Source organism: Mesorhizobium sp. M0830 (assembly GCF_040319965.1).
Taxonomy (GTDB): domain Bacteria; phylum Pseudomonadota; class Alphaproteobacteria; order Rhizobiales; family Rhizobiaceae; genus Mesorhizobium.
In genome coordinates this window covers 53311-68752 of sequence record NZ_JAMYOR010000020.1, presented here as the reverse complement: position 1 = coordinate 68752, position 15442 = coordinate 53311, and the positions used below count along the sequence as shown (strand labels likewise).

Here is a 15442-nt window from a genome sequence, read left to right as displayed (position 1 = left end):
GGCGCTCTACTTGTCCTTCTTCTTGTACATGGCCAGCATGCGCTGGGTGACGAGGAAGCCGCCGAAGATGTTGACCGAGACCAGCATCAAGGCGACGAAGCCGAAGCCCGCGGCGATGCCGGAGGCCGCGATGCCGACGGCAAGCAATGCGCCAACGACGATGACCGAGGAGATGGCGTTGGTGACGGCCATCAGCGGCGTGTGCAAAGCGGGGGTGACCGACCAGACGACATAATAGCCGACGAAGATCGCCAGCACGAAGATGGCGAAACGGAAAACGAAGGGATCGATGGCACCGCCGGATAAAGCGTGCGCGGCACCACCCGCCGCCTCGGCGCCGCCGGGCGCGGCCGCCATATTCTGCACCGCCAGCCGAACGGCGGCGGAGGCCTGGTCGAGTTGGTCGAGGGCTTTCTGCAGGGTCTGATCCATCACGCAATGCCTTTCGACTTCGACGAGGGCGACCTGGCTGCGGCTGCCTTCTTGGGAGCGGCCTTCTTCGGCTTGGCCGAAGCATCGGCGACCATGGCCTTGGCCGGGATTGCAGCCGGCTCGACATGTTGGCCCTTTGGCGGCTGCTGGTCGGCCTTGGCAAAGGCAGGGTGGACCACCTTGCCGCCGTCGGTCAGCATCGTCGCCTTGACGAGATCGTCGTCGCGATTGATGGCAAGCGTCTTGGTCGTCTTGTCGACCAGCGTCTCGACGAAGGCGAACAGGTTCCTGGCGTAAAGCAGCGATGCCGACGCCGCGATGCGGCCGGGCACATTGAGATGGCCGACGATCTTGACGTTGTTGGCCGTGGTGACGACCTTGCCGGCTTCGGCCCCCTCGACGTTGCCGCCCCGCTCGACGGCCAGGTCGACGAGCACCGAACCCGGCTTCATCGAGGCGACCATCGCCGCCGAAACCAGTTTCGGCGCCGGCCGGCCTGGGATCAGCGCCGTGGTGATGACGATATCCTGCTTGGCGATATGCTCTGATGTGAGTGCCGCCTGCTTGGCCTGGTATTCCTTCGACATTTCCTTGGCGTAGCCGCCGGCCGTTTCGGCAGCCTTGAACTCCTCGTCCTCAACCGCGAGGAACTTTGCGCCGAGCGAGGCGACCTGTTCCTTGGCGGCGGGGCGAACGTCGGTGGCAGTGACGACCGCACCAAGCCGGCGCGCGGTGGCGATCGCCTGCAGGCCGGCAACGCCGACGCCCATGATGAAGACCTTTGCCGCGGGCACCGTGCCTGCCGCAGTCATCATCATCGGCAATGCCCGGTCATATTCCGAAGCGCCGTCGATCACCGCCTGATAGCCGGCGAGGTTGGCCTGCGACGACAGAACGTCCATCGACTGCGCCCGGGTGATGCGCGGCATGAATTCCATCGAGAATGCGGTCACGCCGGCCTTGGCAAGGGCTGCCACGGCGGCATCGTTGCCATAGGGATCCATGATGGCGATGACCGCAGTGCCTAGCTTGTAGCTCTTCAGCTCGAGATCCGTCGGCCGGCGCACTTTCAGCACCACATCGGCCTTGGCGATATCGGAAGCCTTGCCGATAGCGGCACCGGCCTTGGCGAATTCCTCGTCGGGGATGCGCGATCTCGTGCCTGCACCGGTTTCGACGACGATTTCGAAGCCCAGCGCCGCCAGCCGCTTCACCGTATCGGGTGAAGCCGCGACGCGCGGCTCGTTCGCGTCGAGCTCACGAGGGATGAAAACAGTCTGTCCCACCGCATGATCCTTTCGGCCGGAAGCTCGTTCCCGCAAGACGCCGGCCGGCCTCGCGGCGGCGCCGTGGACAAAAAGTCGGAAAATCTATCGGAGAATAAGGGCGCCGACGGCCATAATCAGCGCGAACAGGATGGTAGCAGAGAAGAAGCCGCCCGCGAAAAAGCCGAAAGCCATCGCCAAGAGCAGGGCTCCGCAGAAAAGCGATCCGTATTTGGCCAGCCTGAGGAAGCCCGCATAAGTGCGATCATGCTCGGCATAGTCCATCTTCGCGCCCAGTTCGACAGGACCGGTCGGCGAGTGATCAGCCATAGGAATACCCCTTCGAAGACATCTTTCAGGCACATAGCGAAAAGCCGGGCCGAGAGCAATGGCGCTATTGCCGCATCGCAGCCGACAACTGCCTCAACGGAAAATTGAAGCCGGCTGCCGACGTGACGCCGGGGCTCGACATCGGATCCGGGCACCTGATGTGGAAAGATACTTCGAAAGCGTCGAGGCGGGGCGCTTGCGCTGCCTCAGCCGGCAAGATGCGGGAAAAGCCCGAGCAGTCCGACGACGATCAGATAGAGCGCGACGATATAGTTCAACAGCCTTGGCATGACGAGGATCAGCACGCCGGCGATCAGCGAGATGAGCGGGGTGAGCGCTAGCGTGGAAATGGTCATGTTGGGTTCCTTCTGGCAAATCCGTCGAAATGGAGACGCGGAGCGTCTACGCGCCGCCTTCATCAGAACGCCTGTCTGGCCGGAAAGCTCCGGACGCTCCGCAAAAATCGGAAGCCTCAGGCGGCGTCGCGATAATATTTCGCTGTTGGAACAATCGACAGGGGTGTCAGTCGGTTGATGGCCGGATTGGCAAACATCAGCCGCTGTTCCATCGGCGTCGACCTAAAGAATGGGAACCGTTCGAGCGTCAGTCGCATATTCTCGCCGGCGGGGATTTCGAACAATGCGATCTTGGTAAGAACGCCCGGAAATACTTTTCCCTCGGTCCTCTGCACGGCATTGAAGTAACGGGAATAAAAATTGGAATGCTCGATCTTGACCGGCGTAAGCACCGAGTTCTGGCCAAAATAGCGCGAGGCCACCATGGCTAGCCTGAGGGTCAGGAAAGGCAGCACTCCGGGCGCCGGCGCACCGTCAGGATCGGTTGCGAAGCGGGTTCCGTCGATGAAGGTTTCTCCGCGGGCAAGTCGCTCGATCAGTATTTCCGGATAAGCATCGACGGAGGGCGAATGCGGGTGCTCGCTGGAAATGTAATGGAAGCGGATCGTGCTGACCAATTCGCCATAGCAATAGACACCGAACCGGTAGGAATTGGGCAGATTGTCCCAGCGATCCTCGAACATCCCGCTGGCGATTGGGCCGCACATGCCTGAGCGCAGATAGGATTTATAGCGAAGCCGGTAAATCGCCTCCAAATCCTCACCCCCGGTGATGAGGCGATAATCGACATGCTCCAGCAGTTGCATAATCGATCGATTCAGCACCGAATCCCCGGCTGCGCTGACCGCGCCGGACGTATTGCTTGCAGCCCTTGCAGCATCCATCATCTGTCCTCGAAATTCCGCCTACGGACAAGCTATTCGAGTAAGGATGAGACACAAGCTGAAATTTAGATGTTGTTGATTTACCTTCTGTTAACCTTAACAGCTGAGCCGCCCACTTGAGAATGTATTTGATGAGGAACGCGCCCTGAGAAGGATGTGGATCATTGCCTCCAGACATCGCACCTCCAGCAACACAGGTGCGTGAGCTCAGCCAACGCTTGAGCTGTCGGTCACAGCGCTAACTGGCTGTCCGTTTGCCAGTGAGGCGCAGGTCAGCGGCGAAAGGCCAAGTGACATTCGACATCGTCTCGATACCCGACGCACTGAGCGCGGCACCGAACAGGAAGCCCTGAACGAGATCGGGTTTGACCTGCAAGGCCAGGATCTTGAGCTGCTCGAAGGTCTCGACGCCTTCGACGGTCACGGAAAGCCCCAGCGGCCGCGACAGGTTGACGATGCCCTTGAGTAGTTCCAACGAACGCGGGTTCTGGGTGACGTCCATCAGGAACGAGCGGTCGATCTTGATCTTGTCGAGCGGCAGCTTGTGCAGATAGCTCAGGCTCGAATAGCCAGTGCCGAAATCGTCGAGAGCGATGCGCACGCCAATCTGCTTCAATTCCTCGATGTACTGGCGTGTCAGCGACTTGTCGTCGAGCAGCGCCGTTTCGGTGACCTCGATTTCCAGCCGGCCAGCGGCGAGGCCGGAGCTCACCAGCGCATCGCGAACCTTCTGGATGACATCGCGGCTGCGGAAATCCTTGGCGGACAGATTGACCGAGACGCTGGTCTGGTCGGGCCATTTGGCGCATTCGGTACAGGCTGCCTGCAGCACGAAGGTGCTGATCTCGGAAATGATGCCCATTTCCTCGGCCAGCGGAATGAAGATGCTGGGCGAGATCGGCCCGAGATCGGAATGGTCCCAGCGGCAGAGCGCCTCGCAACCGGCGATGCGCATCGTGTTCATCGCCACGATCGGCTGGTAGACTACCCGCAATTCCTTGTTTTCCACCGCGCTGCGCAGATCCGCCTTCATCAGCTGACGGTTGCGGAACGCTGCGTCCATTGCCGCCTCGAATAGCCGCCAGCCGTTCTTGCCGAGTTCCTTGGCCTTGTAGAGCGCCAGGTCAGCCTTGACGATCATGGCGTCGACATCGGTATCCTTCACCCGCGACAGCACCGCGCCGCCGCTGGCCTGGATACGCAGGCCGTGACCGGCAACGTCCACCTCCCCCTGCAGTCCGGCGAAAATCTCGTCGAGCTGGCTTGTCAGATGGCTCTCATCCTCGACTCGGTCGAAGAAGACCATGAATTCGTCGCCGCCGAAACGGCTGACCGTGATGCCTTGCCCGGCAATGGCTGCAAGCCGCTCGGCAACGGCGTAGATCAACCCGTCGCCGATCGGATGTCCAAGCGTGTCGTTGACGCTTTTGAAGTCGTCGAGGTCGAGCACCGCCAGCCCGCAGAAACGGTCGCGGTCGCCGGACGCCATGGCCTCGCCGATCAACTCGTGGAAATAGGCACGGTTGGGCAGGCCGGTAAGATTGTCGTAACGCGCCATGAAGCGGATCTTGTCTTCCGCCTCGACGCGCCCCGTCACGTCCTCGAAGGTGATGACGCCCAGTTCCTGGCTGCCTTCGCGTGCCGAAAATTCATAGTGCTGGCCGTTGGCGAGGGAAACAAGCACCTTGCGGTCGCGGCCCTCGCGCAAGGCGCGCGTCAACTGGGCCTCGATGTAGCGGCAATCCTTCGGTGCCAACATGCCCGCGGCGACGCCACGCATCAAAAGACCGTGGATGGATCGCCCAAGCAGCGCATCCCCGGACTTGAGCGACATCAGATGGGCAGCTTCGGCATTGGCTACCGCGACGCGGCCGTCGGGGCCGAGCATGACCAGGCCATGTGACATGGTGTTGAGGGCACGATCGAACCTGTGCGCGAGCTTCTTCGCTTCCTTGTGGCCGATGACCGCCGAAAAAAGCACGTCGCGAACGTGGTCGGCGCTGTTGATCGTGATAAACGTCAAGGGGATGATCATCAGCCCCAGAACGACCGAGGGGATATCCATGCGCAGCAAGAGTGCAAGTGCTGCCGGACCAATGAAGGTCACGGAAAAAATCCGCACCATGAGCGGAGATCCGTAGTTCCGGCCAACAACCGTCACCAGGGTTGCGATGGCCAGCGACGTCGCGGCCAGTTCGGCAAAGGGATCTGGATACACATAGATCGATATGAAGCACAGCGCGCCCAGGCCGAGGCCCTGCAGGCTGCCCTTGAGGATATAGTTGCGCTCCCACTGCTGCGCCTCTTGGACATTGGCTATTACACCGCCCGCCTTTTGGAAGTCGCGAATGCCGAAATAGCGGAAAAGGCTGATTGACAGCAGACTAAAAGAAAAAGCCAGGAACAATGAATCGTGCGTGCGCAAGTAGATCATGAATCCTAGGATCCAGTAGCACACGCCGCCAATCACCAGCATGTGAGCGTTGTCGAACAACGACCGCACAAACTGGATATAAACATCCGCCGGGATGTTTTCGGTCTTTGTTCTGCCCATATCGTCGGCCCAACGCTAGGCCTCGTCATCCCACATCCGCCTTAAGAAAGGCTTAGAACAGAGGCTTTGGCTCGGTTGCCGCAAGAGCGCAAAAGCAGGACAGACCGGGAAATCGAGCTTCAGGTAAACAAGGCCTTCACTCGGCGGCCCGAAGTGCCGCCCCCGCCGGTGCGTTTGCGAGGCGCTGGAGCAACCGCGAGCGCTCGCCGGCCGCCTGTTCGGCACTGGCTTGCCGGACATGGCCATAGCCGCGAATGAGAGCCGGCACCGAGGCCAGCGCAACCGCCGCATCGACCTGGGCTGGCGCCAGCGCTCCGGCGATTAGCTCTAGATCCGCCTCGTACTGTGCCAGAAGCTGTCGCTCCATGCGCCGCTCGGCGGTGTAGCCGAACAGGTCGAAGACCGTGCCGCGCAGGCCTTTCATCGCTGCCAGCAGGCGAAAACCCTTCATCATCCAGGGGCCGAAACTCGATTTCCTGGGCTTGCCGTCATTGCCGAGCCGGCCCATGATCGGCGGCGCGAGGTGGAATTCGAGTTTGTCGTAGCTCTGGAATTGCTTGCCCAATTCGGCGGCAAACGAGCCATCGCTGTAGAGCCGCGCCACCTCGTACTCGTCCTTGATCGCCATCAGCTTGAACAGGTTCCTGGCTGCCGCTTCCGACACCGCGGTCGAACCGGGCACCGCCTTCGCTTCGGCGGCGCGCAACAGGGCCAGTCTTTCGGCATAACGCCTGCCATAAGCGCCGTTCTGATAGGCGGTCAGGAATGCGACGCGGCGGGCAATGATGTCGTCCAGCGTCTCCGCGACGTCAGCAGCGTGGCCGGTCTTTCCAGGGACGGCTGGGCCCGGCTGGGCTACGAGGCCGCGCACGAAGTCCGGCTGATGGGCGGCACGACGGCCCCAGCGGAAGGCGGCGATGTTCATCGCCACGGCTTCGCCATTGAGTTCGATCGCCTTCTCGACCGCCTCGGCGGAGAGCGGCAAACCGCCATGCTGGAAGGCAAAGCCGAGCATGAACATGTTGGCGCCGAGTGAATTGCCGAAAAGTGCCGTGGCGGTGCGGGTGGCGTCGAAGAAATGCGCCTTGTCGTCTCCGGCAGCAGTGCGGATCGCTTTCTTCAGGCGCTCTATCGGCAACGAGAAATCGGCCGAACGGGCAAATTCGCCGGGCATGATCTCGGCGGTGTTGGCGAGGAAGATGGTGTGGCCTTCGCGCACCGCGGTCAGCACCTTCCTGGCGCCCGACACGACGAGATCGCAGCCAAGCACGAGATCGGCCTTGCCGGCTGAAACCCGGATCGCGTGGATGTCGTCCGGGGTACGGGCGATGCGGACATGGGTGAACACCGAACCGCCCTTCTGGGCAAGGCCGGCCATGTCGATCATGCCGCAACCCTTGTCCTCGAGATGTGCGGCCATGCCAAGCACGGCACCGATGGTGACAACGCCGGTGCCGCCGACACCATCGATGATTGCCGCCCAGCCCTGTTCGCCAAGCGGGAATTCGGCGGGCGTCGGCACGCCGTCGAGCGGGTTAGCCTTGCCGGCAAGGCCTTCGGCCTTGCGGATCTTGGCTCCGTGCACGGTGACGAAGGATGGGCAGAAGCCATTGACGCAGGAGAAATCCTTGTTGCAGCTGGACTGGTCGATCCTGCGCTTGCGGCCGAATTCGGTCTCGACCGGCTGGATCGAGACACAGTTCGATTGCACGCCGCAATCGCCGCAGCCTTCACAAACCAGCTCGTTGATGAAGACCCGCTTGTCGGGATCTGGGAATGTGCCGCGCTTGCGGCGGCGGCGTTTTTCGGCAGCGCAGGTTTGGTCGTAGAGCAAGACCGATACGCCCTTGACGTCCCGCAGTTCGCGCTGGACGAGATCGAGATCGTCGCGGTGATGGATGGTAGCGCCGACCGGGAATTCGGCCTTGCCGGCATATTTGTCGGGTTCATCGGTGACGATGGCGATGCGGTCGACGCCTTCGGCCCGCACCTGCCTGGCGATCATATCGACGGTCAGGCCACCTTCGTGCGGCTGGCCGCCGGTCATCGCGACGGCGTCGTTGTAGAGAATCTTGTAGGTGATGTTGGCGTCGCTCGACAGTGCAAAGCGGATCGCCAGCGTGCCTGAATGATTGTAGGTGCCATCGCCGAGATTCTGGAAGATGTGACCGCGCTTGGAGAACGGCGCCTGGCCGACCCATTGCGCGCCCTCGCCGCCCATCGCCGTGAAGCCAAGAGTATTGCGGTCCATCCACAACGCCATGAAGTGGCAACCGATACCTGCAGCGGCGATCGAGCCGTCCGGCACCTTGGTCGAGGAGTTGTGCGGGCAACCGGAACAGAAGAAGGGTGTGCGCGAACCGATGTCGGTGGCGTCGGCGAGCATTGCCTGGAACTGGCGCAGCTTTGCCACCCGCGCCGAAATCTCCTCGGACGGGCCGATGGTCCTGACAATCCTCTCGCCAAGCGCGATGGCGATCTCGTTGGGGTCGAGCGCGCCCTTGGCAGGGAACAGCCAGTCGCCGCGCTCGTCCTTCTTGCCGACAATGACGGGCTGGGTTGCGGTGCCGTAGAGGCTCTCGCGCAGCTGTACCTCGATCAGCGAGCGTTTCTCCTCGACGACGACGATGGTGTCGAGGCCGCGGGCGAAATCGGCGATGTGATGCAGGTCGAGCGGCCAGGGGCAGCCGACCTTGAACAGCCGCACGCCGATGCGGTTGGCGGCCGCCTCGTCGATGCCGATGTCCTCCAGTGCCTGGCGAACATCGAGATAGCTCTTGCCTAGCGTGATGATGCCGATCTTCGGGTTGCGGCCGCCCGAATAGACAATGCGGTTCAGCCCGTTGGCAAGGATGAAGGCGGAAGCCGCGGCACGCTTGTGCTCATGCAGCCGTTCCTCCTGGCCGAGCATATCGATCTCGTGGCGGATGTTGAGACCGCCAGGCGGAATGTCGAAATTCGGCACCACGATGTTCAGCCGCCCGAGCGAGGCATCGACGGAGGCCGTCGATTCGATGTTGTCCTTGACGCATTTGATCGCCGTCCAGGTGCCGGCAAAGCGCGACATGGCAAAGCCGTAGAGCCCATAATCGATGATCTCCTGGACACCGGCCGGGTTGAGGATCGGCACCATGGTGTCGACGAACAGGAACTCGGTGGCATGGGCGTTGGTCGAGGATTCGGCCATGTGGTCGTCGCCCATCAGGGCGAGCACGCCGCCATGCTTGGACGAGCCGGCGAGATTGGCGTGGCGGAACACATCGCCGGATCGATCGACACCCGGCCCCTTGCCATACCAGACCGAAAAGACGCCGTCATAGGTGCCCTCGCCCAGCAGCTCCGTCTGCTGCGCGCCCCAGCAAGCGGTGGCGGCCAGTTCCTCGTTGAGGCCTGGCTGGAACACGATATCGGCCTGGGCGAGCTGTTTCTTGGCCTTCCACAGCTGCATGTCGAGGCCGCCGAGCGGAGAGCCGCGATAGCCGGAGACAAAGCCGGCCGTATTCAGACCGGCGCGGCGGTCACGCTCGCGCTGCATAAGAAGCATGCGGATGACCGCCTGCGCGCCGGACAGGAAGATGCGCTCCTTTGCCAGGTCGAACTTATCGTCGAGCGCGACGTCATGCAGCGTCATCAGGAATTTCCTCTGCGGAGGCCGCGCGGGGGCAGGCGGCCAGCGTCGGGATCGGATGACGCATCCTTTCTCCCCTTGCAAGGCAGGTCAAACAAAATCGCAGGTGCCAGGCAACGCAGAACGAACAGCTGGCGATCATCGCTGCGGGCATTGCGCGGCGCGCAACCGCGCTGGCAGTGGCGGGTCAGGTACCCTTCGAGCAATCCGGCTTCGGCTGGCCCGGCAGCTTGCCGTCGGGATGGCCGACGAGATCGGGATTGGCCGTATAGAGCTGGTCGATGACCAGCGGTCGATCGGGCAGGATCGACTGGTCTTCCGTCGACATCAACGTGGTGTCGATCTCCTGCAGGACCGCACCGTCGGCCCCCTTGATGCTGATGGCAATCGCATAGGGCTTGTTCTTGACGACGCAGGTCAGAGCCGGGCTTTCCAGCGTCACCTTGTCGAGCTTCGGCCAGACCTTTTGCTCGACCACCAATGGCGCGCCGCCGGCCGGGTCCTGGAAGCTGGCGACCGCCACCTGGCCTTCTCCCATCGGCTTCAGCGGCCGTAGCGTCACCACATAGGTCGCCCTGGCGAGGCGGTAGTTGAAGACGAATATCTTGCCGGAAATCTCGAACAGCTTGCCGTCATCGTTGCCGGTGTCGCGGCAGGCGCCGAGCGCAACGGCGGCGATGAGTGCCGCACCGACGACGACCGAACGGGAAAAACCTTTAAGCATTCTTGACCTCATTTTCCGCCATGCGGCGGCGACGATAGTGACGACTTGCCTTCTGGCGGTTGCCGCACACCGCCATGTCGCACCAAAGGCGGCTGGAATTGCGGCTTCTGTCGACGAACAGCCAGGTGCAGTTGGGACAGATTCTGAGCCTTGCGGTGGTGTCGTCGCGCAGCAGCGAGAGCGCCGAAACCGCCAGCGCCGTCTCGAAGGCGATCGGCGTCACCGGATCGCCGAACGGCCTTCCCGGCGCACCGATCTCGGTCCGGCTGCCGGCCAGGCCATCGGAGCAGGCTGTGAGGAAGCCCGGCAAATCGGAGGTTGCAATCGAACCCTTCGATACCGCCCCACGAAACAGCCGGTCCGTCGCCTCGCGGATCGACAGCACGACGGGTGCAATCGTCTCTGGTGACGGCGCTGCCAGCGGCCTGCCGCCAAGCTCGGCGGCGCGAAAGCGGCTCGCCGCATCGGCGAAGCGGGCAATCTCGGCCGGATCATCGAAGCGGTCGAAAGACCTCTGCGGATCGCCGCGCCGCACGACGGTGTTCGCCGTGTCGAGCGCAAGCAGGCCGCCAGTGAAGCGGTGCGGTGTCCAGGATACCGTCATGCCAGAAATCTAACCGATAAATCGCGTTTGACAAGTTAGTTTCAGCGATGCAAACCTTACCGCAGGGTGCGGTCTCCGCAGCCTTTTGAGCATGTCGTCGTCACAAAGCCACTTCGCACTTTTGGGCGACATGCTCCGAGGATTTCGCATGCTCTATTTCTTCCAGCAGGTGCTGAACGGGCTGCATTCGGGCGCGCTCTACGCGCTGCTCGCCTTCGGCTATGTGCTGACCAACGGCATCCTGCACCGCACCAACCTCGCCTATGGCGCGCTGTTCGCCTTTTGCGGCCAGACGATGATCCTCACCGCGGCCTTCGGCTATCAGGTGCTGTGGCTGACGCTGCTCGCGGCGGTGGCGCTCGGCGTCGTCGCGGCTTTCCTCTATGCCGCACTGCTCAGCCACGTGCTGTCCCGCAGCGTCTTCGAACCCTTGGCCGACCGTACACCCAACGCGATCGTGGTAACGACGCTCGGCATCCTGTTGCTGTTGTCCGAGGCGAGCCGCATCGCGGCCGACACGCACGATTTGTGGCTGCCGCCGATGCTGCCACAGCCTGTCGTTTTCGCGCACGGCGCGACCTTCAAGGCGACGCTGACGCTTATCCAGCTCATCGACTGCGCGGTGGCGCTGGCGACAATCGCCCTGGCCAGCTGGACGTTTGCCCGTTCGGGCTTCGGCCGGCGATGGCGCGCCGTTTCCGATGATCCCAAGGCAGCCGCGATGTGCGGCGTCGACGTGCGCGCGGTGTTACGGCATGCTGTGCTGTTCGGCGGTTTCTGCGCCGCGCTGGCCGGCATCATGGCCGGCCTCTATTACGGGAATGTCAGCTTCGGCTCCGGCCTCGTCTACGGGCTGAAGATCCTGTTCGTGACGGCGGTCGGCGGCTATCTCTCGCCGCCGCGGGCGGCGCTGGGCGCGGCCGCTTTCGGCATGGCCGAATCGCTGTGGACCGGCTATTTCCCGGTCGAATGGCGCGATGCGTGGATGTACCTGTTCCTGGTCGCGATCCTGGTGCTGATCGGCGCCGGCCGCGACACCGGCAAGATTGCCTGAACCGCATCAGACTTTGGTTGCATGACGCGGGGCAGAGAGCCGGTATACGCCCAGCTCTCCCGTGCAATCATATCTTGCCGCCGCTATCCTTGTTGACCCGTCAGTCCACGCACGGCATACCGTTGGACCACGTGGCGTGACGGACAATAAGGGGGAAACCGGCACGCCTCCGACACACAGGGAGGAATGCATGGCAGGGCTTCTCGCTCTATCCAGGACCATCGATCGTGCGAATGAGTTCGTTGGCAAATGGGTGTCGTGGCTGATCCTGCTGGCGATCCTGGTGAGCGCCGCCAACGCCATCATCCGCAAGATGTTCGACATATCCTCGAACGCCTGGCTCGAGCTGCAGTGGTATCTGTTCGGCGCCGCCTTCATGCTGGCCGCCGCCTATACGCTGAAGCAGAACGAACATATCCGCATCGACATCGTCTACGGTCTGTTTTCACGCCGCGTGCAGCACTGGATCGACCTGCTTGGCCATCTCCTGTTCCTGATGCCGTTCGTGACGCTGATGGTGATCTATTTCGTTCCCTATGTGTCGCTGTCGTTTCGCAGCGGCGAAATGTCCAACAATTCCGGCGGGCTGATCATCTGGCCGGCCAAGGCCATCCTGCTCATCGGCTTTTTCCTGCTCGCGCTGCAGGGCGTCTCCGAGATCATCAAGAAGATCGCCATCATGCGCGGCGACATGGACGATCCCAACCCGTTCATATCTGTGCATGAGCAGGCCGAACTCGAAGCCAAGGCACTGGCCGACGAGGTGCGCTCGTGATGGAGTTCATCGCCCAGAACATGGCGCCGATCATGTTCGCATCGCTGATCATCTTCCTGCTGATCGGCTATCCAGTCGCCTTTTCGCTAGCCGCCAACGGCTTGATGTTCTTCTTCATCGGCGTGCTCCTCTCGCCCTATTCCGGTGGATCGATCAACCTCGCCTGGCCGCTTCTGCACGCACTGCCGGATAATTTCTACGGCAGCCGGGTGATGTCGAACGACACGCTGCTGGCCATTCCGTTCTTCACCTTCATGGGCATCGTGCTTGAACGATCGGGCATGGCCGAAGATCTGCTCGACACGATCGGCCAGCTGTTCGGGCCAATCCGCGGCGGCCTCGCCTATGCGGTGATCTTCGTCGGCGCCCTTTTGGCGGCGACCACCGGCGTGGTGGCCGCGTCCGTCATCGCCATGGGCCTGATCTCGCTGCCGATCATGCTGCGTTACGGCTATGACCGGCGCGTGGCGGCCGGCGTCATCGCAGCGTCTGGCACGCTCGCCCAGATCATCCCGCCGTCGCTCGTGCTGATCGTCCTCGCCGACCAGCTCGGCCGTTCGGTCGGCGACATGTATGCAGGCGCGCTGATCCCGGGCCTCGTGCTCACCGGGCTCTATATGTCCTACATCCTGATCATGTCCTTCATCCGGCCGAATTCGATGCCGGCGCTGCCGCTCGAGGCCCGTAAGCTCGGCCATGGCGTGATGTCCTTGCTGGTGGCGCTGGCGGTCACATCAGCGGTTTCCTACGCGGCGTATCGCTATCTGGCGCCGACGCATGGCGACAATGCCGACATTCTCGGCGCCACCGCCGGAGTGCTCTTTATCTACATTGTGGCCATTGCCGACAAAGGCCTGAACTTCAACATGATGTCGAGGCTCGCGCAGCAGGTGATCATCGTGCTGATCCCGCCGCTGGCGCTGATCTTCCTGGTGCTGGGCACCATCTTCCTCGGCATCGCCACCCCGACCGAAGGTGGCGCCATGGGCTCGGTCGGCGCCTTGATCATGGCGGCGGCAAAAGGCAGGCTGTCGCTGGACGTGGTCAAGCAGGCGCTGACCTCGACGACGCGGCTGTCGTCCTTCGTGCTGTTCATCCTGATCGGCGCGCGGGTGTTCTCGCTGACCTTCTACGGCGTCAACGGCCACATATGGGTCGAACACCTGCTGATCTCGCTGCCGGGCGGCGAGGTCGGCTTCCTGATCGGCGTCAACCTGCTCGTCTTCTTCCTCGCCTTCTTCCTCGACTTCTTCGAGCTCGCCTTCATCATCGTGCCGCTGCTGGCGCCGGCCGCCGACAAGCTCGGCATCGACCTGATCTGGTTTGGCGTGCTTCTGGGCGTCAACATGCAGACCAGCTTCATGCACCCGCCCTTCGGCTTCGCGCTGTTCTACTTGCGTTCGGTGGCCGCCCGCGTGCCCTATCTCGACCGCCTCACCGGTAAACAGATCGCACCCGTGACCACCGGACAGATCTATTGGGGCGCGGTGCCGTTCGTCTGTATCCAGGTGATCATGATCGGACTGACCATCGCCTTCCCGCAAATGGTGATGCACTACAAGGGAACGACCGTCGATCCGGGCACGATCGATTACAAAGTGCCGGAGGCACCCGGCCTGTCACCGCTGGGCACACCATCTGCCGGCGGCACGGCACCAGCCGCTCCCGCCGCGCCCGATGATCTGTCGCAGCCGCCGAGCTTCGGCGAACCGGCGCCGGCCCAACCGGCGGCACCGCAGCCGGATCTGTCGCAGCCGCCAAGCTTCAACTGAACCTGGCATGGGCAAGATCATGAAGGCGGTTCGGCTGGAAGCGGTGGGCAGCATCGCGCTGCGCGAAGTCGACAAACCCGATATCGGGCCGGACGAGCTTCTGGTGCGTGTCGAAGCCTGTGGCGTTTGCGGCACAGACCGGCATCTGTTTCACGGCGAATTTCCGTGCACGCCGCCGGTGACGCCCGGCCATGAGTTCTCCGGCATCGTCGAGGCGATCGGAGCATCCGTATCCGGCTTTGCCATTGGCGATCGTGTCACCGGCGACCCCAACATCGCCTGCGGGCGTTGCGCGCATTGTCATGCCGGGCGGGTCAACCTCTGCAGCAATCTGCAAGCCATCGGCATCCATCGCGACGGCGGTTTTGCCGAATATCTTGCCTTGCCGCAGAAGCAGGCTTTTGTCCTGCCTGTGGGCCTGGATCCAATGCACGGTGCATTCTGCGAGCCGCTCGGCTGTTGTCTGCATGGCGTGGACCTTGCCGGGATCAGGCCGGGCAGCTCGGTGGTCGTGTTGGGCGGCGGCGTGATCGGCCTGCTCACCGTGCAACTGGCTAGACTGGCCGGGGCCACGACCATCGTCCTGTCGACCAGGCAGGCCTCGCGGCGGGCGCTCGCCAAGGAACTCGGCGCCACGACGACGGTCGATCCGACCGCCGCCGATGTCATCGAAGCCATCGCCGGACCAGCCGGTCTGGTGCCGGGCGGAGCCGACGTGGTGTTCGAATGCGCGGGCGTGCGAGAAACCGTCGAGCAATCGATGCGGCTGGCCCGCACCGGCTGCACGGTCGTCATCGTCGGCGTGACGCCGCAAGGCATGAAAGCGGAATTCGAGCCCTTCGACCTGCTGTTCCGGGAACTGAAGGTGCTCGGTTCCTTCCTCAATCCTCACACCCATCGCCGCGCCGCCGAACTCATTGCATCGGGTGTAATCGAGATCGACAGGCTGATCTCCAGGCAGGTGCCGCTCGAAGACGCGGCAGCGGTGATCGCCAATCCACCGGCGCCCGGCGAGGTCAAGGTGCTGGTGGTGCCCAGCCGGGGCTGAGTGGCTACCGCAGATT

Annotated in this window: 13 protein-coding genes; 4 read left to right on the top strand and 9 right to left on the bottom strand. The window is 62.7% G+C overall.

Features of this window, described 5'->3' with window-relative positions:
- Positions 1-6: 6 nt before the first annotated feature.
- The 9 genes from NKI20_RS14625 to NKI20_RS14585 all read right to left on the bottom strand — a co-directional run bounded on the left by NKI20_RS14625 (position 7) and on the right by NKI20_RS14585 (position 10777).
- Positions 7-432 (bottom strand): proton-translocating transhydrogenase family protein, encoded by a 426-nt coding sequence (locus NKI20_RS14625; RefSeq protein ID WP_032907925.1) that lies wholly within the window; start codon positions 430-432, stop codon positions 7-9.
- The gene (locus tag NKI20_RS14620) at positions 432-1718 is read right to left on the bottom strand and encodes a Re/Si-specific NAD(P)(+) transhydrogenase subunit alpha (protein ID WP_352831474.1); all 1287 of its coding nucleotides are present in this window, start codon (positions 1716-1718) and stop codon (positions 432-434) included. The genes NKI20_RS14625 and NKI20_RS14620 overlap by 1 nt, the downstream gene beginning before the upstream one ends.
- A gap of 84 nt (positions 1719-1802) precedes the next feature.
- Positions 1803-2027, bottom strand: a complete 225-nt coding sequence (locus tag NKI20_RS14615) for an aa3-type cytochrome c oxidase subunit IV (protein ID WP_023761460.1) — start codon at positions 2025-2027, stop codon at positions 1803-1805.
- A gap of 206 nt (positions 2028-2233) precedes the next feature.
- Positions 2234-2383, bottom strand: a complete 150-nt coding sequence (locus NKI20_RS14610; RefSeq protein ID WP_013528205.1) for a DUF3096 domain-containing protein — start codon at positions 2381-2383, stop codon at positions 2234-2236.
- 116 nt (positions 2384-2499) lie between these two features.
- The gene (locus tag NKI20_RS14605) at positions 2500-3207 is read right to left on the bottom strand and encodes an N-acyl amino acid synthase FeeM domain-containing protein (RefSeq protein ID WP_352831471.1); all 708 of its coding nucleotides are present in this window, start codon (positions 3205-3207) and stop codon (positions 2500-2502) included.
- Between the two features lie 298 nt (positions 3208-3505).
- Positions 3506-5821, bottom strand: coding sequence for a putative bifunctional diguanylate cyclase/phosphodiesterase (locus NKI20_RS14600; RefSeq protein ID WP_352727252.1), 2316 nt, complete (start codon positions 5819-5821; stop codon positions 3506-3508).
- 136 nt (positions 5822-5957) lie between these two features.
- Positions 5958-9452, bottom strand: a complete 3495-nt coding sequence (locus NKI20_RS14595) for an indolepyruvate ferredoxin oxidoreductase family protein (RefSeq protein ID WP_352831469.1) — start codon at positions 9450-9452, stop codon at positions 5958-5960.
- A 184-nt stretch (positions 9453-9636) separates the two neighbouring features.
- Positions 9637-10173: a hypothetical protein gene (locus NKI20_RS14590; protein ID WP_352727249.1), complete on the bottom strand. Its 537-nt coding sequence runs from the start codon at positions 10171-10173 to the stop codon at positions 9637-9639.
- Complete coding sequence (locus NKI20_RS14585) at positions 10166-10777, bottom strand: CGNR zinc finger domain-containing protein (RefSeq protein ID WP_023761455.1); 612 nt, start codon at positions 10775-10777, stop codon at positions 10166-10168. The genes NKI20_RS14590 and NKI20_RS14585 overlap by 8 nt, the downstream gene beginning before the upstream one ends.
- A 148-nt stretch (positions 10778-10925) precedes the next feature.
- Here NKI20_RS14585 and NKI20_RS14580 point away from each other — a divergent pair, with 148 nt between their 5' ends.
- The 4 genes from NKI20_RS14580 to NKI20_RS14565 all read left to right on the top strand — a co-directional run bounded on the left by NKI20_RS14580 (position 10926) and on the right by NKI20_RS14565 (position 15426).
- Positions 10926-11831, top strand: a complete 906-nt coding sequence (locus NKI20_RS14580) for a branched-chain amino acid ABC transporter permease (protein WP_352831466.1) — start codon at positions 10926-10928, stop codon at positions 11829-11831.
- Between the two features lie 190 nt (positions 11832-12021).
- Positions 12022-12606 (top strand): TRAP transporter small permease subunit, encoded by a 585-nt coding sequence (locus NKI20_RS14575; RefSeq protein WP_352831464.1) that lies wholly within the window; start codon positions 12022-12024, stop codon positions 12604-12606.
- On the top strand, positions 12606-14378 hold the full coding sequence (locus NKI20_RS14570; RefSeq protein ID WP_352485807.1) for a TRAP transporter large permease: 1773 nt from the start codon (positions 12606-12608) through the stop codon (positions 14376-14378). The genes NKI20_RS14575 and NKI20_RS14570 overlap by 1 nt, the downstream gene beginning before the upstream one ends.
- Before the next feature lie 19 nt (positions 14379-14397).
- Positions 14398-15426 (top strand): zinc-dependent alcohol dehydrogenase family protein, encoded by a 1029-nt coding sequence (locus NKI20_RS14565; RefSeq protein WP_352831506.1) that lies wholly within the window; start codon positions 14398-14400, stop codon positions 15424-15426.
- Positions 15427-15442: the final 16 nt, after the last annotated feature.

Bases quoted from the DNA above. Each gene is read 5' to 3' on its own strand.
- NKI20_RS14600 (WP_352727252.1), bottom strand. From the start codon at position 5,821: ATGGGCAGAACAAAGACCGAAAACATCCCGGCGGATGTTTATATCCAG.
- NKI20_RS14610 (WP_013528205.1), bottom strand. From the start codon at position 2,383: ATGACCATTTCCACGCTAGCGCTCACCCCGCTCATCTCGCTGATCGCC.
- NKI20_RS14595 (WP_352831469.1), bottom strand. From the start codon at position 9,452: ATGACGCTGCATGACGTCGCGCTCGACGATAAGTTCGACCTGGCAAAG.
- NKI20_RS14590 (WP_352727249.1), bottom strand. From the start codon at position 10,173: ATGCTTAAAGGTTTTTCCCGTTCGGTCGTCGTCGGTGCGGCACTCATC.
- NKI20_RS14625 (WP_032907925.1), bottom strand. From the start codon at position 432: ATGGATCAGACCCTGCAGAAAGCCCTCGACCAACTCGACCAGGCCTCC.
- NKI20_RS14570 (WP_352485807.1), top strand. From the start codon at position 12,606: ATGGAGTTCATCGCCCAGAACATGGCGCCGATCATGTTCGCATCGCTG.
- NKI20_RS14575 (WP_352831464.1), top strand. From the start codon at position 12,022: ATGGCAGGGCTTCTCGCTCTATCCAGGACCATCGATCGTGCGAATGAG.
- NKI20_RS14580 (WP_352831466.1), top strand. From the start codon at position 10,926: ATGCTCTATTTCTTCCAGCAGGTGCTGAACGGGCTGCATTCGGGCGCG.
- NKI20_RS14565 (WP_352831506.1), top strand. From the start codon at position 14,398: ATGAAGGCGGTTCGGCTGGAAGCGGTGGGCAGCATCGCGCTGCGCGAA.
- NKI20_RS14615 (WP_023761460.1), bottom strand. From the start codon at position 2,027: ATGGCTGATCACTCGCCGACCGGTCCTGTCGAACTGGGCGCGAAGATG.
- NKI20_RS14585 (WP_023761455.1), bottom strand. From the start codon at position 10,777: ATGACGGTATCCTGGACACCGCACCGCTTCACTGGCGGCCTGCTTGCG.